This window comes from Actinomadura sp. NAK00032 (genome assembly GCF_013364275.1).
Lineage (GTDB): Bacteria > Actinomycetota > Actinomycetes > Streptosporangiales > Streptosporangiaceae > Spirillospora.
This window is the reverse complement of sequence record NZ_CP054932.1, coordinates 3336667-3355840: the sequence shown is the minus strand read 5'-3', so window position 1 is coordinate 3355840 and position 19174 is coordinate 3336667. Positions and strand designations below refer to the sequence as shown.

Sequence of the window (19174 nt, the reverse complement as noted above, 5' to 3'; positions counted from 1 at the left end):
CGGTGCGACGCGCGCTCGCCGGCCTCACCACGCGCGGGCGGTCCTTCGTGGCCGCCGGCGCGACCGCGATCGTGTGCGCGGTCGTCCTCGGCGAGCGCGACCTGCTGCGGGCCGGGGTGCTCGTGCTGGTGCTGCCGCTGCTGTGCATGCTCGCGGTGTCGCGGACCCGGTACCGGCTCGCGTGCGCGCGGCGGCTGGAGCCGGCGCGGCTGCCGGTCGGCCGGGAGTCCCGCGTCGACCTGCGGCTGGAGAACGTGTCGCGGCTGCCGAGCGGGCTGCTCATGGTGGAGGACCGGGTGCCCTACGCGCTCGGCGGCCGGGCCCGGTTCGTGCTGGAGCGGATCGAGCCGCACGGCTCCCGCCAGCTCGGCTACCGGATCCGCTCGGACGTGCGCGGGCGCTACCGCGTCGGGCCGCTGACGGTCCGGCTCGCCGACCCGTTCGGGATGGTGGAGCTGGTGCGCTCGTTCAGCCTGTCCGACACCCTCACCGTGACGCCCGCGATCGTCCCGCTGCCGCACAGCCGGCTGTCGGGCGCCTGGACGGGCGGCGGCGACAGCGTCGCCCGCGCGGTCTCCGCCGCCGGTGAGGACGACGCCGCCCCGCGCGAGTACCGGCACGGCGACGACCTGCGCCGCGTGCACTGGCGGTCCACCGCCCGGCACGGCGAGTTGATGGTCCGGCGCGAGGAGCAGCACTTCCAGAGCAGCGGGACGCTGTTCCTCGACACCCGCCGCACCGCGCACTGGGGCGAGGGGCTGAGCGGCTCGTTCGAGCAGGCCGTGTCGGCGACCGCGTCGATCGGCGTGCACCTCGTCCGCACCGGGATGAGCCTGCGGTACGTCACCGACGCCGGTGAGGCGCTGCCGGCCGCGCCGTCCGAGGGCGCCTTCGAGGGGCTGCTGCTCGACGCGCTCGCCGTGGCGCGCCGGTCCAAGGGCGGGTCGCTGTCGGCGGGGCTGACCGCGCTGCGCGGCGGCGGCCGGGAGGGCGAGGGCCTGGTCGTCGCGGTGTTCGGCGCGCTGACCGCCGAGGAGGCCCGCTCGGTCGCCGAAGTGCGCAGCGGCAAGGGCACGCGCGTGGCGGTGCTCGTCGGCGGCGGGCCGGCGGGCGGCGCCGACCGGGACGCGGCGGCGGGGCTGCTGCGCGCGGCGGGCTGGCGCGTGCTGCCCGTCCGCACCGCCGCGGCGCTCGCGCAGGCGTGGACGGCGGCCGGCAAGGCCGGCGAGGACTTCGTCAGGGACGGTGCATGAGGATCCGGATGACGGCCATGGCCGGGGTGGCGACGCTCGCCGGCTCCCTCGGCCTCTACCCGCTGTTCGAGAAGTCCGGCTGGTTCTGGGCGGGGTTCGGCGCGGTGCTCGCGGTCGCCGGCGGCGGGATGCTGTCGCGGCGGCTGCGGCTGCCCGCGCCGATGAACCTCGTGTTCGGGCTGGCCGCGCTGCTGCTGTACCTCAACCTCGTGTACGCCTCCGACAGGGCGTGGCTGGCGTTCGTGCCGTCGCCGGAGTCGCTGCGGCACCTCGGCGACCTCGCCGGGGGCGGCTGGCAGGCCGCGAACCGGTACGCGGCGCCGGTCCCGCTGCTGCCGGGCATCGCGATGCTGACCGCCACCGGCATCGGGCTGGTCGCGGCGCTGGTCGACCTGCTCGCCGTCCGGCTGCACCGCACCGCGCCCGCCGGGCTGCCGCTGCTGGCCATGTACAGCGTGCCCGCCGCCGTCCGCGAGGACGGCGTCGGCTGGCTGGCGTTCGGCGCGGGCGCGCTCGGCTTCCTCGGCCTGCTGATGGCCGACGCCCGCGAGAAGGTCGGCGGGTGGGGCCGGACGGTCACCACCCACCGGCGGCCCCGCGAGGTCCCGCTCGCCGGCGCCGACTCGCCTCCGGCCGCGGGGGCGGCGCCTCCCGACGCGACGCCGCTGGCGGTGAGCGGCCGCCGGATCGCGGTCGGCGCGGTCGCCGTCGCGGTGCTGCTGCCGGCCGCGGTGCCGGGCCTGGAGCCGCGCGGCATGTTCGGCCTCGGCGACGGCGGGAACGGCGGCACCCGCACCGTCACCACCCCCGACCCCCTCGTCAGCCTGAAGCGGGAGCTGACCCGGCTGGACGACTCGGTCGTCCTCACCTACCGCACCGACGACCCCGACGGTCCCGACTACCTGCGCCTGTACGCCCTGGACCGGTTCGACGGCGACCGGTGGACCTACAGCCCGCTGAAGAGCAGCGGCAAGGACAAGGTGGTGCACGGGCGGTCGCTCCCGCCGCCGCCCGGGCTGACCATGGGCCGGGTGCACAAGGTGACGACCGAGGTGCGGGTCCGCCCCGAGGTCAGGAACATGACGTTCCTGCCGGTGCCGTACGCGCCGACCAGCGTGTCGATCAAGGGCGACTGGCGGGTGCACGCCTCGTCGCTGATGGTCTACTCGCTGCGCGACTCGGCGGGCGGCCGCGCCTACACCGTCGAGAGCCTGCGCACCGACCCGACCAGCGGGCAGCTCGCCGCCGCGGCCGGCTACCCGGACGACATCGTCGCGCACTACACGGCCGTCCCGAAGAACATCCCGCAGGAGGTCAGGCAGCTGGCCGAGCAGGTCACCGCCGGGTCGTCGACCGCGCTCGCGCAGGCCGTCCGGCTGCAGCGCTGGTTCACCGTCGACGGCGGGTACACCTACGACCTGTCCGCGCCGGCGCCGCAGCACAGCAACGACCTCGTCGAGTTCCTGCTGCGCAGCAAGCGCGGCTACTGCGAGCAGTACGCCGCGTCGATGGCGCTGCTGGCCCGGATCCTCGGCATCCCGTCCCGCGTCGCGATGGGGTACACGCCGGGCAGCGAGGTCCGGCCGGGCGAATGGGTCGTCCGGTCGCGGGACGCGCACGCCTGGCCGGAGCTGTACTTCCAGGGCACCGGCTGGGTGCGGTTCGAGCCGACCCCGGCCGGCGCCGCCGGGCAGGGCACCGCCGTCACCCCGCCCTACAGCCAGCCCGCCGTCAGCACCGGCGGCGGGAGCGACAGCTCGGGCGCGCAGGCGCCGGACAGCTCCGCCGCCGGCGGCGAGGCCACCGCGGCGCCCGGCGCGGGCGCCCGGCACCGCAACGACGAGGGCCCCGGCGGCACCACCACCGCGCAGAACGACGAGGAGGACGGTTTCACCGCCGTCCCCTGGCTCGCGGGCACCGTGCTCGTCCTGCTGCTGATGGGCGTCCCCATGGCACTGCGGATGATCACCCGGCGCCGCCGCTGGGCCGCACTGGCCCCGCCGCCCTCACCGCCGCCGCCCGGCGCCCCGCCCCGCCCCCGGACGCGGGCGGCGGCCGCCCCCGACCCGGCGGGCGCGGCCCACGCCGCCTGGCGGGAGATGCGCGCGGACGCGCTCGACCACGGGCTCGAATGGCGGCCCAGCGACTCCCCGCGCGCGACCGCGCGCCGCCTCGGCGAACTCCTGGAACTGGACGCGGCGGGCGCCCAGGCCCTCACCCGCATCGCCCGCGCGGAGGAATTGGCCCGCTACTCCCAGTCCCGCTCCCCCGAGCCGGCGGAGCGGCTGCGCGCCGACGTCCGCACCGTCCGCGAGGCGTTCGCCGCGTCCGTGGGCCGCCGCACCCGCTGGCGCGCCCGGCTCCTGCCCCCGTCGACCATGGCGCAGACACGCACGGCCCTCCGCACCGCCGGAGACCGCGTCCTGGACGTCACCGCCCGCCTCAACGACCTCCCGTCCCGCCTCCGCCGCAAGTAAACGCACCCGGGCCGCCCACCCTTGAAGACCGACCGCCGCCCAGAGGCGCCCCCAAGCCAGAACGAAACCGACACCCTCATCCCCTACGGGCGCCGGTCACTCCACCCACTCAGAAGCAGAACTGACCGCCGCCCACACTGCGGACGCCGGTCAGCAGCCCCGTCGCTCTCCGCTTCGCTAGAGCTCCACCACGGAGACCGACCGGCCAGCGTCACTCCCTGGGGGCACCTCCAGCCCCCGCACAAGCAGGACTAGCCGCCGCCCACCACTCCGCCAGCACCCCGCTGCGGACGTCGGTCAGTGTCACTCCTGAGGGACAACCCCCAGACCCCCGCCTGAGCAGGACTGACCGCCGCCCTCCGCTCCACCAGCGCTCCGCTACGGACGTCGGACAGCATCACTCCTGAGGGACAACCCCCAGACCCCCGCCTGAGCAGGACTGACCGCCGTCCTCCGCTCCGCTACGGACGTCGGTCAGTCGCCCTCGGTGCGGCGGCGCCAGCGTTCTTCCATGCGTTCCATGAAGCCCGCCTTGGCCGGGCGGGCGGCGCGGCCGCCGCCGGGGCGGGCGGGCTCGTTGCCGATGCCCGTCATGCGCTTCCAGCTCGTCAGCGCCCAGACGCAGCAGACCACCATCAGCAGGAAACCCGTCACGCTGATCGCGATGGTGACCGTGCCCTCGTTGATCACGAGGCCGGCCATCAGCGCGCAGACGCCCACGACGAAGCCGAGGGCGGCCTTCACGATCCGGCGCTTGTAGTGGACCTGGGGGTTGGTCGAGCGAACCGCGTGAGCGAACTTCGGATCCTCGGCGTACAGAGCCGATTCGATCTGTTCGAGCATGCGCTGCTCGTGCTCAGAGAGCGGCACGGCACCTCCCAACGACAGCTCCGCGACGGGGTATCCGATGCGGGACGCGAACGTCAACGGTGATATGCCCAGAATACGAGCACTGTCGAGCGTACGAAAGCGAACGGCCCGCCGAGGGCCCGGTGCCGGTCACCCCACCGCCTTCTTTCATTGTCTTCCGTCCCTGCCGTCCCGTCCGTCACCGTCCGCCGCGCGCCGCACCAGCGCGGCGGGGCGGACCGCGCCGCGGCCGAACCGGTGCGCGACCTGGTCCATGGCTCGCTCGGCCTCACGCCAACCGCGTTCCGGCTCGTCGAAGGCGAGCTGACGGGGGGCCTCGCCGGCCGGGCCCAGGTTCTCCACCCGGACGCCGACCAGTCGGAGTCGTACCCGTTCCAGCCCGGCCGCCTCGTACAGCTCGCATGCTGTGACATAGATCACACGGGCGAGGTCGGTCGGCTCGCTCAGCGTCCGCGCCCGGGTGATCGTCTTGAAGCTCGCCATCCGCAGTTTGACGCTGACCGTCCGGCCCGCGTTCCCGCCGGCGCGCAGCCGCTCGCCGGTCTTCTCCGCCAGCCGCAGCAGCGTCCGGCGGATGACCTCCGGGTCGTCGACGTCGGTGTCGAACGTCTCCTCCGCGCCGATGCTCTTGTCGGGCGTCTCCGGGACGACCTCGCGCGCGTCGCGGCCCCAGGCCAGCTCGTGCAGGTGCGCGCCGAGCGCGGTGCCGAGCTCGCGCTGGAGCGTGGGGAGCGGCACCTGGGCGAGCTGCCCGACCGTCCGCAGGCCCAGCCGGACGAGCGTCTGCTCCGTCCGCTCCCCGACGCCCCACAGGGACGCGACGGGCAGCGGGTGCAGGAAGTCGACGGCGCCGTCCGCGGGGACGACGAGCAGGCCGTCCGGTTTGCACCGGGTCGAGGCGAGCTTGGCGATGAACTTCGTGCTCGCGACGCCGACCGAGCAGGTGATCCCCTGCTGGTCGCGCACCTGCTCGCGGATGACCTGCGCGATCCGCGCGGGCCGGCCGAGCCGCCGCCGGGCGCCCGCCACGTCGAGGAACGCCTCGTCCAGCGACAGGCCCTCCACCAGCGGGGTGACCGAGCGGAAGATCTCGAACACGGCGGCGGAGACGCGGGAGTACTTGCCGTGGCTCACCGGCAGCACGACCGCCTGCGGGCACAGCCGCCGCGCGCGCGTCATCGGCATCGCCGAGTGCACCCCGAAGGCGCGGGCCTCATAGGACGCCGCGGACACCACGCCGCGCGGCCCGGCGCCGCCCACGATCACCGGACGCCCGCGCAGCTCGGGCCGTTCGAGCAGCTCGACGCTGACGAAGAACGCGTCCATGTCGACGTGCAGGATGTGGCAGCCGGTGTCGTCGGCGGGCGGGCCCGGCTGCGGCCCGGGCCGGTGCAGCTGCTGCTTGCGGCTCACGGCTAGCCGGCCGGCTTGTCGGCCACCAGGTGCAGCTGGGTGGCGAGGTCCCGCAGGACCGGGTGGACGGCCGCGACCGACTCCAGCGCGATCAGCGCGTCGGCGGAGTCGGAGTCGCCGTCCAGCAGGCCGCTCGGCACCAGGTCGGCGAAGATGCGGACACCGTGCAGCTCGGCGACCCGCAGGCCCGCGCCCCGCACCAGCGCCGACAGCGTCTCGCGGGTGAAGCGGCGCGGCATCCGGTCGCCATCGCCCCAGCGCCCGGCGGGGTCGGTCAGCACCCGCCGCGCGTCGTCGAAGTGCCCGGCCACGGCGCGGTGCAGCGCCGCGGCGACCTGCCCGGCGACGAGCACGCTGACGGAACCGCCCGGCCGGACGGCGCCGGTGAGGGCCGCCATCGCCGCGCCGGGGTCGTCGACGTACTCCAGGACGCTGTGGCACAGCACGAGGTCGGCGGCGTCCGGGCCCAGCAGGTCGGGCAGGTCGACGGCGTCGCCCTGCACCGCGCGGACCCGCACCCCGGACTCGGCGGCGCGGCGCTCCAGCGCGGCGAGCGCGTCCGGGTTGGCGTCGACCACCGTGACCCGGTGCCCCAGCTCGGCGAGCGGCACCGCGAACCCGCCGGTGCCACCGCCGACGTCCACCACGTCGCGCGGCCCGGCCTCAGGGGTGATGCGGCCGAGAACGGCGCGCAGGGCCTCCCACAGCACCGCACTGCGCACCCGACTGCCGCCCCGCACCCGCTTCTGCTGCCGGCCGGTCACGACCACTCCCCTAACGTCACTCATCCCGCCCCAGCCTAGGCTGTATTTGCCCAGGGGGGCGACCCCCTGGAACCCCCGTTGCGAGCCGGTCGATCCTCACGCCACGGTTTCCGTCGCTGTGACCGTGCGGGCCGGTGTCGTGTCGCTGCGGTCGCCCGGCTCGACGGGCATGCCCGCTGCGCTCGCTAGCGCTCACTCCGCGTGCCTGCCCGTGCTGTGTTTGCCCAGGGGGGCGACCCCTTGGAACCCCCGTTGCGAGCCGGTCGATCCTCACGCCACGGTTTCCGTCGCTGTGACCGTGCGGGCCGGTGTCGTGTCGCTGCGGTCGCCCGGCTCGACGGGCATGCCCGCTGCGCTCGCTAGCGCTCACTCCGCGTGCCTGCCCGTGCTGTGTTTGCCCAGGGGGGCGACCCCTTGGAACCCCCGTTGCGAGCCGGTCGATCCTCACGCCACGGTTTCCGTCGTCGTGACCGTGCGGGCCGGTGTCGTGTCGCTGCGGTCGCCCGGCTCGACGGGCATGCCCGCTGCGCTCGCTAGCGCTCACTCCGCGTGCCTGCCCGTGCCCCCAGTCACGGTTCATGCAAAGCGACACCCCCAGGTTCGAAGCCCAGCCACCACTCACGGGTCGGGCGGCCGGAGGGCGCCCAGCGCCCGGAGGTCGCCCGACCCGACGGTCGGCGGGCTGTTTCACCGAGACGCGCCAGCGGATCGGGGAAACGGCCCGCCGACCGGGCGGGGGTTCCAGGGGGTCGCCCCCCTGGGTTACAAACTCAGCGAGGGCTTCAGGTGTTGCAGGCGGGAGAGGAGGCCGTTGACGAAGCGGGGGGATTCGTCGGTGGAGAGTTCGGTGGCCAGGCCCACGGCCTCGCTGACCGCTACGCCGTCGGGGACGTCGTCGACCCAGAGGAGTTCGTAGGCGCCCATCCGGAGGATGTTGCGGTCGACGGCGGGCATGCGTTCCAGGGTCCAGCCGGTGGCGTAGGTGGCGATGAGGTCGTCGATGCGGTCGCGGTGCTCCTGGACGCCCTTGATGAGGCGGACGGCGTGCGGGTATTCGGCCAGTTCGTCCTGGTTGGGGCGGCCGCGGCCGGCGAGGACGGCCGTGGGCTCCTCTTCGCGCAGCTCCGCGGCGAACAGGATGTCCAGGGCGAGTTTGCGCGCCTTGGTGCGTGCCGCCATCTCAGGCGCGGCCGAGGTACTCGCCGGAGCGGGTGTCGACCTTGACCTTCTCGCCGGTGGTGATGAACAGCGGGACCTGGATCTGGGCGCCGGTCTCCAGGGTGGCGGGCTTGCTGCCGCCGGTGGAGCGGTCTCCCTGCAGGCCGGGCTCGGTCTCGGTGATCTGCAGCACGACGGCGGCGGGCAGCTCGACGTAGAGCGGGTTCTCGTTGTTGAAGGCGATCACGGCGTTCTGCTCGGGGAGCAGGTAGTCCGCGGCGGTGCCGACGACGGCCGCGGGGATGTGCGGCTGGTCGTAGGTCTCGGTGTCCATGAAGACGAAGTCCTCGCCCTCGCGGTAGAGGTACTGCATCTCCCGCTTGTCGACGCTCGCCACCTCGACCTTGGTGCCGGCGTTGAAGGTCTTGTCGACGACCTTCCCGGACAGCACGTTCTTGAGCTTGGTGCGGACGAACGCGCCGCCCTTGCCTGGCTTGACGTGCTGGAACTCCAGGACGGTCCAGAGCTGGCCGTCGAGGTTCAGCGTCATGCCGTTCTTCAGGTCGTTCGTCGTCGCCACTGGCTGTTTCTCCCGGTCGCGGACCCGCGCGCCTACAGGACGAGCAGGTCCTTCGTCGTTGTGGTGAGGAGCTCGGGGCCGTCCGCCCGGACCACCAACGTGTCCTCGATGCGGACCCCGCCCCGGCCCGCGAGGTAGACCCCCGGCTCCGCGGTGATCGGAACCCGGTCCAGCAGTTTACCGGTTTGGTCGTACCCCATGAGCGGCGCTTCGTGGATCTCCAGGCCGACGCCGTGCCCGAGGCCGTGGCCGAACGCCTCGCCGTGGCCCGCGTCCGCGATGATCTGGCGGGCGGCGGCGTCGACGTCCTTGGTGTCCGCGCCGGGTGCGGCGGCGGCGATCCCGGCCCGCTGCGCCTGATGGACGAGGTCGTAGAGGTCGCGCTGCCAGCCGGCGGGCTCGCCGATCGCGACGGTGCGGGTCATGTCGGCGTGGTAGCCGCCGTAGAGGGCGCCGAAGTCCATGGTGACGAGGTCGCCGGCCTGGAGTTCGCGGCCGCCGGGGTGGTGGTGCGGGACGGCGCCGTTCGGCCCGGACGCGATGATCGACTCGAACGCGGGGCGCTCGGCGCCGAGGTCGACCATGGCCCGTTCGAGGGCGATCGCGACGGCCCGCTCGGTGACGCCGGCGCGGATCTCGGGGAGGACGGCCTCGAAGGCGCGGTCGGTGATGGCGCACGCCTCGCGCAGGAGGCCGATCTCCTCCTCGTCCTTGACCATGCGCAGTTCCTCGACGAGGTGGCCGAGCGGCGCGAGTTCGACCGGCGAGTCGAGCTTGCCGGCCTCCTCGCGGAGGGCGGTGTGCTGCTCGACGGTGATGTCGTGGGCCTCGAAGCCGAGCCGGCCGTGGCCGTCCGCGGCGGCCCGCTTGATCAGCGCGGCGGCGACCTGCCGGTCGACGACGACCGGCAGGTCCGGGCAGACCTCGGCGGCCATGCCGGCGTACCGGACGTCGGTCGCGAGGACGGCCGCGCCGTCCGCCGGGACGAGCAGCGCCGCGCGCGAGCTGTCGAGGCCGGTCAGGTAGCGGACGTTGACGAGCCGGGTCACCAGCGCGGCGGCCAGGCCGCGGTCGGCGGCGAGCGCGGCGAGCCGGCGGCGCCGCGCGATGTGCGTCTCCCCCATGGCCAGGACTCTAGATGATCGCCGGGAGGCCGTCTCGACGCGGTCACGAAACATGAAGAACCCTCGACTTCGGGTCGAGGTCCGGCCTAGCGTGAGCTGCCGTGTGATCTTCCGTCCCCCGCTTCTGGTCTTCCCCCAGGAGGGATCCCCTTGACCCGAGTCAGCCGCCGCAGACTGCTCGGCACGGGCGCGCTCACCGCGGCCGGCGCCGTCGCCTCCGCCGCCGCGGCGCCGTCCGCCGCCGCCCGCACCGCGCCCGTCAGCACCGACGTGGTGATCGTCGGGGCCGGCCTGTCCGGTCTCACCGCCGCGCGCGACCTGGCCGCCGCCGGCCGGTCCGTGCTCGTCCTGGAGGCCCGCGAGCGCCCCGGCGGGCGCGTGTACGGGCTGCCGCTCGGCGACGGCACCACCAGCGAGGGCGGCGCCGAGTTCATCGGCCCGACGCAGGACCGCATCGCCGCGCTGGCCAAGGACATGGGCGTCGCGACCTTCAAGACCTACAACGAGGGCAAGAACGTCTACTACCGCGACGGCAAGCGGTCCCTGTACGCCACCGACGGCCTGCTCGGCGCGGTCCCGCCGGACTGGGGCGTGATCGACCTGGAGCTGGCGCTGCTCAAGCTCGGCGGCATGATCAAGGACATCCCGGTCGGCGAGCCGTGGAAGGCGGCGAGGGCCGAGGAGTGGGACGCGCAGACCTTCTACACCTGGTCGCGGTCCAACTCGCTGAGCAGCGGCGCCCGGTTCCTGATGGACGCGTTCGCCTCCTCGACGCTGTCGATGCGCTCGCAGGAGATCTCGCTGCTGTACCTGCTGAACTACGCGGCCTCGGCGGGCAACGAGAGCACCCCCGGGACGGTCGACCGGCTGATCAACACCAAGGACGGCGCGCAGGAGTCGCGGTTCGTCGGCGGGTCGCAGGAGGTGCCGGTCCGGCTGGCGGCGAAGCTCGGCGACATCGTCCGCTACAACGCGCCGGTGCGGTCGATCGCGACCGGCGCGGACGGCGTCACCGTCACCGCGGACGGGATCACGGTGTCGGCGAAGCGGGTCGTCGTCGCGATGTCACCCGCGATCGCCGGGAGGATCGACTACTCGCCGGGGCTGCCCGCGAGCAGGGCGCAGCTCATGCAGCGCTACCCGATGGGGTCGATCGCCAAGTTCGTCGGCGTCTACGACACGCCGTTCTGGCGGGCGGACGGCCTCACCGGGCAGGCCGTCGCCGACAGCGGCGCCATCGACGCGACCTTCGACAACAGCCCGCCGGACGGGTCGCGCGGCATCCTGATGGGCTTCATGAACCAGGCGAACATCCGCAGGCTGGACGGCGCGTCCGCCGACGAGGTCCGGGCGGCGGGGCTCGCGTCGTTCACCACGCTGTTCGGTGACAAGGCCGCGAGCCCGCGGATCACGGCGTTCCAGCGCTGGGACAACGAGATGTGGAGCGGCGGCGGCCCGGTCGGCATCGCGCCGCCCGGCGCGCTGACCGCGTTCGGCCCGGCGCTGCGCGCCCCGTGCGGCCGGATCCACTGGGCGGGCACCGAGACGTCCGACTACTGGACGGGCTACATGGACGGCGCGGTCCGCTCCGGCGAGCGCGTCGCCAGGGAGGTCCACGCGGCGCTGTGACGGCGCGGGGGCGGGCCGGTGCCGGCCCGCCCCGCCGCTCACACCCCGCCGCTCACACCTCGGCGGCCATCTCCTTGACCTTCTCGATCAGGGCGAGCCGGCCCTTGTGGTCGCCGGCGATCGGGGACACGTTCAGCGTCGTGATCCCGGACTCCTTCATCGCGGCGAGCCGCTCGCGGACGTGCCCCTCGGAGCCGATGAGGGACATCTTCTCCAGCAGCTCCTGCGGGACCTTCGCGGCGGCCTCGTCCTTCTTGCCGTCCAGGTACAGGTCCTGGATCTCCTCGGCCTCCTTCTCGAAGCCGTACCGGCGGGCGAGGTCGTTGTAGAAGTTCTTGCCCTTGGCTCCCATGCCGCCGATGTAGAGCGCCGCCATCGGGCGGCCGAACTCCAGGTAGCCCCGCACGTCGTCGCCGATGGCGAGCGCGGCCTGGCCGACCACGTCCAGCTCGCCGAGCGCGGGGTCGCGGCGGGCCTTGCCCGCGGCGAGGGAGGCGCCCCACACGTCCGCGGCCTTCTCCGGCATGTAGAAGATCGGCTCCCAGCCGTTGGCGATCTCGGCGGTCTGCTCGACGTTCTTCGGGCCGATCGCGGCGACCAGGATCGGGATGTCGGCGCGCACCGGGTGGTTGATGAGCTTCAGCGGCTTGCCGAGGCCGGTGCCCTGGTCGGCGGGCAGCGGCAGCGTGTAGTGCCTGCCCTCGTACTGGAGCCGCTCGCGCCGCCAGACCTTGCGGCAGATCTCGATGACCTCGCGGGTGCGGCCGAGCGGCGCGGTGTAGGGGACGCCGTGGAAGCCCTCGATGACCTGCGGCCCGGACGCGCCGATGCCGAGCGTGAACCGGCCGTCGGAGACGTAGTCCAGGCCGGCGGCGGTCTGCGCCATCGCCGTCGGCGTGCGCGAGTAGATGTTGAGGATGCCGGAGGCGATCTCCAGCCGCTCGGTCCTGGCGGCGATGTAGCCCATCTGGCTCACCGCGTCGAAGCTGTAGGCCTCCGCGATATAGACGATGTCGAGACCGGCCTTCTCGTAGTCGGCCAGCTCCTCGACGGTCTCCTTGAAACCGCCCGAGTAGCTGAGCGCCATCCCGATGCGCATCAGGCATCCTCCCTAACCGAATCCGATTCCAGTCGAACGTAACCTATCCCGCCGGCCGCCGGTCAGGGCAGCGCGGGACCGTGCAGCGCGTCCAGCACCGGCCGGTACAGGTCGGCGCGGATCCTGGCGACCGTCCCGCCGCCCCGGCCCGCCGCCGACGCCGCCAGCTCGACGGCCGCGGGCAGGACCTCGTCCTCGGCGGCGGTCCGCTGGACGATCCCGGCCTCCCGCGCCTGCTCCGCGGTGTAGCGGCGCCCGGTGAGCATGGCCTCGTGCGCGGTGGCCGTCGGCAGCCGCTCCTTCAGCAGGGCGTTCATGCCGGGCGTGAAGCTCATGCCGAGGTCGACCTCGGGCAGGCAGAAGTAGCCGCGGTCGGTGCGCATGACCACGGTGTCGTGGCAGAGCGCGAGCATCGCGCCACCGGCGAACGCGTGCCCGTTGACCGCCGCGAACGTCGGCATCGGCAGCTCCAGGACGCGGGCGAACACGCCGTGGACGCGCCCGAGGTACTCCTCGAACCTGTCCTGGTTGGCGCCGAGCCACTCCAGGTCGAGGCCGTTGGAGTAGAACTTGCCGCTGCCGACGGTGACCAGGGCGCCCGGCCCGTCGTTCTTCGCCACCGTGTCGAGCGCGTCCTCGACGGCGCCGAGGAAGTCGGGGCTGAACCGGTTCTCGCCGGCGTCGAACCGCAGGACGTACACGTCTCCGTCGCGCTGGAGGTCGATCACGTGGCTCTCCTTCATCCGTGCCTGAGCGAACCCTACTCGCGGGTAGCCGCGGGGAGGACCATGCAGGTCGTCGTGCCGTGCGCGACGAGCTTGCCGTCGGCGTTGGTGATGCGCCCCTCGGCCGTCGCGACCTTGCGCCCGACGTGGACGGCCGTCCCCTCGCACACCAGCCGGCCGCCCTCCAGCGGCACCGCCCGCACGAAGTTCACCTTGAGCTCCAGCGTCGTGTAGCTCGCGCCCTCCGGCAGCGACGTGTGCACCGCGCACCCCATCGCCGAGTCGAGCAGCGTCGACATGATGCCGCCGTGCACCGTCCCGAGGGGGTTGCTGAAGTCGGTGCGGGGCGTGAGGGCGAACACGACCCGTCCGGGTTCCAGGCTCTCGGCGGTCATGCCGAGCAGCGCCCCGATGCCGTATCCCTTCTCCGCGCCCATGGTGAGCAGCTCCTTCAGCTGCTCAAGGCCCGCCGTGCTCTCCATCCCGCTCCCTCGGTAGGACGTCCGTCATAGGAACCATGTTCTATGACGTCCGTCATGGGCAACGCGAGCACCATATGATGAATGTCATAATCGAGCCATGGGGACCGACAGCCGGGAACGCATGGTGCGCAGCGCCGCCTACCTCTTCCGCGAGCGCGGCTACAGCGGCACCGGGTTCCGCGACGTCATCGCGCACAGCGGCGCCCCGCGCGGGTCGATCTACCACCACTTCCCGGACGGCAAGGCGCAGCTCGCCGAGGAGGCCGTCCGCTACGCCGGCGAGTTCCTCAACGCCGGCATCCTCGCCGCGACGGAGGGCGGCGACGCCGCGTCCGCCGTGGACGCCTTCGTCGGCTGGTGGCGGCAGGTCCTGGTCAAGAGCGAGTTCCGCGCGGGCTGCCCCGTCGTCGCGGTCACCGTGGAGGCCCACGACGACGCCCCGCAGCTCGCGAAGGCGGCCGCGGCGGTGTTCGGCCGCTGGCAGGACACCCTCGCCACGGGCCTCGGCAACGCCGGCGTCCCCGACGAGCGCGCCGCGCGGCTGGCCCGCCTCATCGTCGCCGCCGTCGAGGGGGCCACCATCCTGTGCCGCGCCCACCGCGACGTGGCCCCGCTGGACGACGTGGTCGCCGAGCTCAAGGAGATGACCAGGCAGGCGGTCACGGAGGACTGACGGCGCCCTCCGGCCGGGTCAGGAGCTCTCGGCGACGAGTTCGGCCACGGCCTGGAGGGCCAGGACGTAGGACATGGGGCCGAACCCGGCGATGGTGCCGGTGGCGACGCCGGCGACGACCGAGGTGTGGCGGAACTCCTCGCGCGTCGCCGGGTTGGTGATGTGGACCTCGATGAGCGGCGCCGTGCGCTGGGCGAGGGCGTCGCGCAGCGAGTAGGAGTAGTGCGTGAACGCGGCCGGGTTCAGCACGATCGGGACGCGCTCGTCGGCGGCCTCGTGCACCCAGTGGACCAGCTCGGCCTCGTCGTCGGTCTGCCGGAACTCCACGCTCAGGTCGAGGCGGCGGCCGGTGTCGCGGCACAGGGCGGCGAGGTCGTCGAAGCTCGTCGTGCCGTAGGTGTCGGGCTCGCGGACGCCGAGGCGGCGCAGGTTCGGGCCGTTCAGGACGAGCACGCGGGTCATGGGGTGATCTCCCGGTAGGCGGCGGCGAGCAGGTCCTCGTCCGGGCCCTCGAGGCGGCCCGGCCGCCCGATGCCGTCCAGGACGACGAAGCGGAGCGTCGTCCCGCGCGACTTCTTGTCGATGGCCATGGTGGCGCGCAGGCCGGTCCAGTCGGCGGCGTAGGAGACCGGCAGGCCGACCGAGGCCAGGACGTCGCGGTGCCGCTGGACGGCGCCGGCGGGCAGCCGGCCGGCGAGGCGGGCGAGCTCGGCGGCGTAGACCATGCCGATCGCGACGGCGTGGCCGTGCCGGAACCGGTACTCCTCGGCCTTCTCGATGGCGTGCGCGAGGGTGTGGCCGTAGTTGAGGATCTCGCGGAGCCCGCTCTCCCTGAGGTCGGCCGAGACGACGTCGGCCTTGACCCTGACCGCCCGCTCGACCAGCTCGCGGGTGTGCGGGCCGTCCGGGGACGCGGCGCCCTTCGGGTCGTCCTCGACGAGGCCGAGGATCGCGGTGTCGGCGATGAACCCGGCCTTGATGATCTCGGCGAGGCCGCTGATGTAGTCCTCGTGCGGCATCGTCACCAGCGTGGCGAGGTCGCACAGGACGCCGGCGGGCGGGTGGAACGCGCCGACGAGGTTCTTGCCCTCGGGGACGTTGATGCCGGTCTTGCCGCCGACCGCCGCGTCCACCATGCCGAGCAGCGTGGTCGGGACGAGCACCGCCCGCACCCCGCGCAGCCACGACGCCGCCGCGAACCCGGCGAGGTCGGTGGTGGCGCCGCCGCCGACGCCGACGACGACGTCGGTGCGGGTCATGCCGAGCCGGGCGAAGGACGACCAGAGCCCGGCGAGGACGCCGACCTCCTTGGCGGCCTCGCCGTCGGGGACGGGCAGCGCGTGGACGGCGTACCCGGCCTGTTCGAGGGCGCCGCACACCGGGCGGGCGATCTCCGGGAGCCCCTCGGCGTGCACGACGGCGACGGTGCGGGCGCGGTCGCCGACCATCGCGGGCAGCTCGCCGAGGACGCCGGTCCCGATGACGACGTCGTAGGAGTCGGCCCCGCCGACGTGCACCCGCCCCGGCGTCACGCGCCCTCCCCGCCCGTGTCCAGGCCCTTGGCGATCTCTTCGACGATCTCGGCGGGCTCGCGGCCGTCGGTGTCGACGGTGACGGTGCCGAGGCGCTCGTAGATCGGCAGGCGCTCCTCCAGGAGCTTGCGCATCTGGCTGCGCGGGTTCAGCACCAGCAGCGGGCGGGCGGACGCGAGGCCGACCCGCTTGATCGCCTCGGACAGCCCGACCCGCAGGTAGACGACGCTGTGCCCGGCGAGCAGCTCCTGGGTCTCGGCGGCGAGGACGGCGCCGCCGCCGAGCGCGACGACGCCCGGGTGCTCGGCGAGGGCGGCCGCGACGGCGGCGCGCTCCAGCTCGCGGAAGCGGTCCTCGCCGTCGTCGATGAAGATCTCGCCGATCGGCTTGCCCGCCGCGGCCTCGACGTCGGCGTCGGTGTCGCGCAGCGCGACGCCGAGCCGGGCGGCGAGCGCGCCGCCGATCGTGGTCTTGCCCGAGCCGGGCGGCCCGATGATGACTGCCTTCGGTCGCATGGTCCCGCTCACTTGATCGTCAGGGCGGACAGGTAGCCGCGCAGGTTGCGGGCGGTCTCCGCGGCGGAGTCGCCGCCGAACTTCTCCAGCGCCGCGTCGGCGAGGACGAGCGCGACCATCGCCTCGGCGACGACCCCGGCGGCCGGGACGGCGGTGACGTCGCTGCGCTGGTTGATGGCCTTGGCGGGCCCGCCGGTCTTGACGTCGATGGTGTCGAGGCGCCGGGGGACGGTCGAGATCGGCTTCATCGCGGCACGCACCCGCAGCACCTCGCCGGTCGTCATGCCGCCCTCGACGCCGCCCGCGCGGTTCGTCCGGCGGCGGACGCCCTCGGGGGTGCCGTCGATCTCGTCGTGCGCGCGGGAACCGGGGCGCCGGGCGGTGGTGAACCCGTCGCCGAGCTCCACGCCCTTGATCGCCTGGACGCCCATCAGGATCCCGGCGAGCCGCGAGTCGAGCCGCCGGTCCCAGTGGACGTGGCTGCCGAGGCCGGGCGGCAGCCCGTAGGCGAGGACCTCGACGACGCCGCCGAGGGTGTCGCCGGCCTTCTTCGTCTCGTCGATGTGCGCGACCATCGCCGCGGAGGCGTCGGCGTCGAAGCAGCGGACGGGGCTCTCGTCCACCCGGGCGAGGTCGCCGGGCCCGGGCAGGACGCCCGCGGGGGCCTCGACCTCGCCGAGCGCGATCACGTGGCTGAGGACGTCCACGCCGAGGGCCTGCTTGAGGAACGCCTTGGCGACGGTGCCGAGCGCGACGCGGGCGGCGGTCTCCCGGGCGCTCGCCCGCTCCAGCACGGGGCGGGCGTCGTCGAAGCCGTACTTCTGCATGCCGACGAGGTCGGCGTGGCCGGGCCGGGGCTGCGACAGCGGCGCGTTGCGCGCCTGGGCGGCGAGCACGTCGGCGTCGACGGGGTCGGCCGACATGACCGTCTCCCATTTGGGCCACTCGGTGTTGCCGACCTCGATCGCGACCGGCCCGCCGAGCGTCACCCCGTGGCGGACGCCGCCGAGGATCGTCACCTCGTCCTGCTCGAACTTCATCCGGGCGCCCCGCCCGTGCCCGAGCCGGCGGCGGCGCAGTTCCTCGGCGATGTCCCCCGAGGTCACGCGCACACCGGCCGGCAGCCCCTCCACGATCGCGGTCAGGGCCGGGCCGTGGGACTCCCCCGCGGTCAACCAGCGCAGCATGGCCACGATCCTATTGACTCCGCGCGTGCGCCCGTGACGGCGTCCACCATCTGAGAGGCTGGCGCGGTGAGGGAGCGGGTGAGGGAGCAACTGCTCGCGCAGGCGCGGGCGTGCGCGCAGCTGGGATCGCCGATGTACGCGGAGCTGCTCGCGCGGGCGGCCGACGACCCGGGCGGCGCCGCGGCGGGCGTGCTCGGGGAGCACCGGGGCTCCGGCTTCATCCTGGGCATGCTCGGGACGGTGCACCGGCTCGTGCTGGAGGGCCGCGCGCCGGACCTGGCCGCCTACTACCCGACCGCCGGCGGGACGCGGGACCCGCTGCAGGCCTGGCCCGCGTTCCGGGACGTGCTGGCCGAGCACGCGGCGGAGATCCGCACGGGCCTGACCGATCCGCCGCAGACGAACGAGGTGGGACGGTCTGCTCCGCTGGTCGGCGGCCTCCTCGCGATCAGCGCGGCGACGGGCGGGCTGCCGGTCCGGCTGCTGGAGATCGGTGCGAGCGCGGGCCTGAACCTGCGCGCCGACCACTTCCGGTTCGGCCACGACGGCGGCGTGTACGGGCCGGAGTCGCCGGTCGTGCTGCCCGGCGCGTGGCGGGGCCTGCCGCCGGTGGACGCGCCGCTGGCCGTCGTGCGGCGGCGCGGCTGCGACCCGAACCCGCTCGACGCGGCGTCGCCCGGGGCGCAGCGGCGGCTCCTGTCGTACGTGTGGCCCGACCAGGCGGGGCGGGTGGCGCGGCTGCGGGCGGCGTTCGAGGTGGCGGCGCGGGTCCCGGTGGAGGTCGTCCGGGCGGGCGCGGCCGATTTCCTCGACGGCCTGGCCCCCGAGCCGGGCACGGCCACGGTGGTGTGGCACTCGACGATGCGCGCCTACCTGTCGGCGGACGAGTCGGCGCGCGTCGCCCGGCACATCGAGGACGCCGGCGCGGCGGCCACCGGGGGCGCCCCCGTCGCGCACCTGTCGTTCGAGGGCCGGGACGCCTCGCGCCTCAGCGTCGCGCACGTCGTGGCGCTGCGGCTGTGGCCGGGCGGGGAGCGCCGGATCCTCGGCGAGGGCCCGTCGCACGGCCTGCCGACGACCTGGTTCTAGCGCGGGTCCGCCCACGACTCGCGGCGCACGAGGTCGCCGTAGGGCTTCGCCATCGACCGCAGCCGGGCGGTGTCGGCCGGGGGCACGGCGTCCTCGCGGGCGTGGCCGATCGTGGCGACGCCGACCACGGCGATGTCGTCCGGGAGGCCGAGCAGCTTCTTGAGCCCCTCCTTGTGGCGGACGGTCGCGAACCCCGTCGCGAGGCCCTCGTTGATCGCGGCGAGCTGGACCAGCATGAGGAACGCCCCGGAGTCGACCCACCAGTAGGGGGCGGGCCACTCCATCTCCTTGCCGTCGATGAGCTTGTCGGGGCGGGTGTAGCGGTCGTGGTAGTCGTCCTCGCGGATGCCGAGCACCATCAGCACCGGCGCGACCGACAGCCACTTCTCCGGGTAGCGGGACTCCTCGGCGAGTTCGGCGACGCGCTCGCGGGCGGCGCGCTCGGTGACGACGACGAGGCGGTGGCCCTGGCTGAACCCGGCGCTCGGCGCCCTGCGGATCGTCCGGGCGATCTTCTCCACGGTCTCCGGCGGGACGGGGTCGGTGCGGTAGCGGCGCACCATCCGCCGCGCCGCGAGGACGTCGTCGAACTCCACTCGTGCCT

General features: G+C 74.2%; 19 protein-coding genes. 5 read left to right on the top strand and 14 right to left on the bottom strand.

Annotated features, from left to right (window positions below):
• Positions 1-2 precede the first annotated feature (2 nt).
• Both HUT06_RS15735 and HUT06_RS15730 read left to right on the top strand, forming a co-directional pair.
• Positions 3-1253: a DUF58 domain-containing protein gene (locus HUT06_RS15735; protein WP_176196421.1), complete on the top strand. Its 1251-nt coding sequence runs from the start codon at positions 3-5 to the stop codon at positions 1251-1253.
• The gene (locus HUT06_RS15730; RefSeq protein WP_254715200.1) at positions 1250-3730 is read left to right on the top strand and encodes a DUF3488 and transglutaminase-like domain-containing protein; all 2481 of its coding nucleotides are present in this window, start codon (positions 1250-1252) and stop codon (positions 3728-3730) included. Before HUT06_RS15735 ends, HUT06_RS15730 begins: the two co-directional genes overlap by 4 nt.
• A 474-nt stretch (positions 3731-4204) precedes the next feature.
• On the opposite strand, the gene HUT06_RS15725 is transcribed toward HUT06_RS15730, so the two are convergent.
• The 6 genes from HUT06_RS15725 to HUT06_RS15700 all read right to left on the bottom strand — a co-directional run bounded on the left by HUT06_RS15725 (position 4205) and on the right by HUT06_RS15700 (position 9639).
• On the bottom strand, positions 4205-4600 hold the full coding sequence (locus tag HUT06_RS15725) for a DUF3040 domain-containing protein (RefSeq protein WP_176201389.1): 396 nt from the start codon (positions 4598-4600) through the stop codon (positions 4205-4207).
• Between the two features lie 147 nt (positions 4601-4747).
• Entirely contained in the window at positions 4748-6013 is a 1266-nt protein-coding gene (locus tag HUT06_RS15720) for a DNA polymerase IV (RefSeq protein ID WP_176196420.1), read from the bottom strand.
• A gap of 2 nt (positions 6014-6015) precedes the next feature.
• A complete protein-coding gene (locus HUT06_RS15715; protein WP_176196419.1) occupies positions 6016-6801 on the bottom strand; it encodes a methyltransferase domain-containing protein in 786 nt (261 codons plus the stop codon).
• 738 nt (positions 6802-7539) lie between these two features.
• The gene (gene nusB, locus HUT06_RS15710) at positions 7540-7956 is read right to left on the bottom strand and encodes a transcription antitermination factor NusB (RefSeq protein WP_176196418.1); all 417 of its coding nucleotides are present in this window, start codon (positions 7954-7956) and stop codon (positions 7540-7542) included.
• A 1-nt stretch (position 7957) separates the two neighbouring features.
• A complete protein-coding gene (gene efp, locus HUT06_RS15705; protein WP_176196417.1) occupies positions 7958-8515 on the bottom strand; it encodes an elongation factor P in 558 nt (185 codons plus the stop codon).
• A gap of 32 nt (positions 8516-8547) precedes the next feature.
• Positions 8548-9639: a Xaa-Pro peptidase family protein gene (locus HUT06_RS15700; RefSeq protein ID WP_176196416.1), complete on the bottom strand. Its 1092-nt coding sequence runs from the start codon at positions 9637-9639 to the stop codon at positions 8548-8550.
• A 150-nt stretch (positions 9640-9789) separates the two neighbouring features.
• Between HUT06_RS15700 and HUT06_RS15695 the strand changes: the two genes are divergently transcribed.
• Positions 9790-11268 carry a flavin monoamine oxidase family protein gene (locus tag HUT06_RS15695; RefSeq protein ID WP_217711310.1) on the top strand — a complete coding sequence of 493 codons (1479 nt, stop codon included), beginning with the start codon at positions 9790-9792 and terminating at the stop codon, positions 11266-11268.
• Positions 11269-11320: 52 nt separating this feature from the next.
• Here HUT06_RS15695 and HUT06_RS15690 read toward each other — a convergent pair whose 3' ends face one another.
• The 3 genes from HUT06_RS15690 to HUT06_RS15680 form a co-directional block, all read right to left on the bottom strand.
• Positions 11321-12367, bottom strand: coding sequence for an LLM class F420-dependent oxidoreductase (locus HUT06_RS15690; RefSeq protein WP_176196415.1), 1047 nt, complete (start codon positions 12365-12367; stop codon positions 11321-11323).
• Positions 12368-12429: 62 nt separating this feature from the next.
• Positions 12430-13095, bottom strand: coding sequence for an enoyl-CoA hydratase-related protein (locus tag HUT06_RS15685; protein WP_176196414.1), 666 nt, complete (start codon positions 13093-13095; stop codon positions 12430-12432).
• 32 nt (positions 13096-13127) lie between these two features.
• Positions 13128-13574, bottom strand: a complete 447-nt coding sequence (locus HUT06_RS15680) for a PaaI family thioesterase (protein ID WP_176196413.1) — start codon at positions 13572-13574, stop codon at positions 13128-13130.
• Positions 13575-13671: 97 nt separating this feature from the next.
• Between HUT06_RS15680 and HUT06_RS15675 the strand changes: the two genes are divergently transcribed.
• A complete protein-coding gene (locus tag HUT06_RS15675; protein ID WP_176196412.1) occupies positions 13672-14247 on the top strand; it encodes a TetR/AcrR family transcriptional regulator in 576 nt (191 codons plus the stop codon).
• 18 nt (positions 14248-14265) lie between these two features.
• Here HUT06_RS15675 and aroQ read toward each other — a convergent pair whose 3' ends face one another.
• From aroQ to aroC, 4 genes are read right to left on the bottom strand one after another with little or no spacing between them, the layout of a single operon-like run.
• Positions 14266-14709, bottom strand: a complete 444-nt coding sequence (gene aroQ / locus HUT06_RS15670; protein WP_176196411.1) for a type II 3-dehydroquinate dehydratase — start codon at positions 14707-14709, stop codon at positions 14266-14268.
• A complete protein-coding gene (gene aroB / locus HUT06_RS15665; RefSeq protein ID WP_176196410.1) occupies positions 14706-15779 on the bottom strand; it encodes a 3-dehydroquinate synthase in 1074 nt (357 codons plus the stop codon). The genes aroQ and aroB overlap by 4 nt, the downstream gene beginning before the upstream one ends.
• Positions 15776-16294 (bottom strand): shikimate kinase, encoded by a 519-nt coding sequence (locus tag HUT06_RS15660; RefSeq protein WP_176196409.1) that lies wholly within the window; start codon positions 16292-16294, stop codon positions 15776-15778. The genes aroB and HUT06_RS15660 overlap by 4 nt, the downstream gene beginning before the upstream one ends.
• Positions 16295-16302: 8 nt before the next feature.
• Positions 16303-17481 carry a chorismate synthase gene (aroC, locus tag HUT06_RS15655; protein ID WP_176196408.1) on the bottom strand — a complete coding sequence of 393 codons (1179 nt, stop codon included), beginning with the start codon at positions 17479-17481 and terminating at the stop codon, positions 16303-16305.
• A 78-nt stretch (positions 17482-17559) separates the two neighbouring features.
• On the opposite strand from aroC, the gene HUT06_RS15650 reads away from it, so the two are divergent.
• Positions 17560-18570 (top strand): DUF2332 domain-containing protein, encoded by a 1011-nt coding sequence (locus HUT06_RS15650; protein WP_176196407.1) that lies wholly within the window; start codon positions 17560-17562, stop codon positions 18568-18570.
• On the opposite strand, the gene HUT06_RS15645 is transcribed toward HUT06_RS15650, so the two are convergent.
• Entirely contained in the window at positions 18567-19166 is a 600-nt protein-coding gene (locus HUT06_RS15645) for a nitroreductase family protein (RefSeq protein WP_176196406.1), read from the bottom strand. The genes HUT06_RS15650 and HUT06_RS15645 overlap by 4 nt on opposite strands.
• Positions 19167-19174 lie beyond the last annotated feature (8 nt).

Bases quoted from the DNA above. Each gene is read 5' to 3' on its own strand.
- HUT06_RS15730 (WP_254715200.1), top strand. From the start codon at position 1,250: ATGAGGATCCGGATGACGGCCATGGCCGGGGTGGCGACGCTCGCCGGC.
- HUT06_RS15690 (WP_176196415.1), bottom strand. From the start codon at position 12,367: ATGCGCATCGGGATGGCGCTCAGCTACTCGGGCGGTTTCAAGGAGACC.
- aroQ (WP_176196411.1), bottom strand. From the start codon at position 14,709: ATGACCCGCGTGCTCGTCCTGAACGGCCCGAACCTGCGCCGCCTCGGC.
- HUT06_RS15675 (WP_176196412.1), top strand. From the start codon at position 13,672: ATGGGGACCGACAGCCGGGAACGCATGGTGCGCAGCGCCGCCTACCTC.
- HUT06_RS15680 (WP_176196413.1), bottom strand. From the start codon at position 13,574: ATGGAGAGCACGGCGGGCCTTGAGCAGCTGAAGGAGCTGCTCACCATG.
- nusB (WP_176196418.1), bottom strand. From the start codon at position 7,956: ATGGCGGCACGCACCAAGGCGCGCAAACTCGCCCTGGACATCCTGTTC.
- HUT06_RS15715 (WP_176196419.1), bottom strand. From the start codon at position 6,801: ATGAGTGACGTTAGGGGAGTGGTCGTGACCGGCCGGCAGCAGAAGCGG.
- HUT06_RS15660 (WP_176196409.1), bottom strand. From the start codon at position 16,294: ATGCGACCGAAGGCAGTCATCATCGGGCCGCCCGGCTCGGGCAAGACC.
- aroC (WP_176196408.1), bottom strand. From the start codon at position 17,481: ATGCTGCGCTGGTTGACCGCGGGGGAGTCCCACGGCCCGGCCCTGACC.
- HUT06_RS15700 (WP_176196416.1), bottom strand. From the start codon at position 9,639: ATGGGGGAGACGCACATCGCGCGGCGCCGCCGGCTCGCCGCGCTCGCC.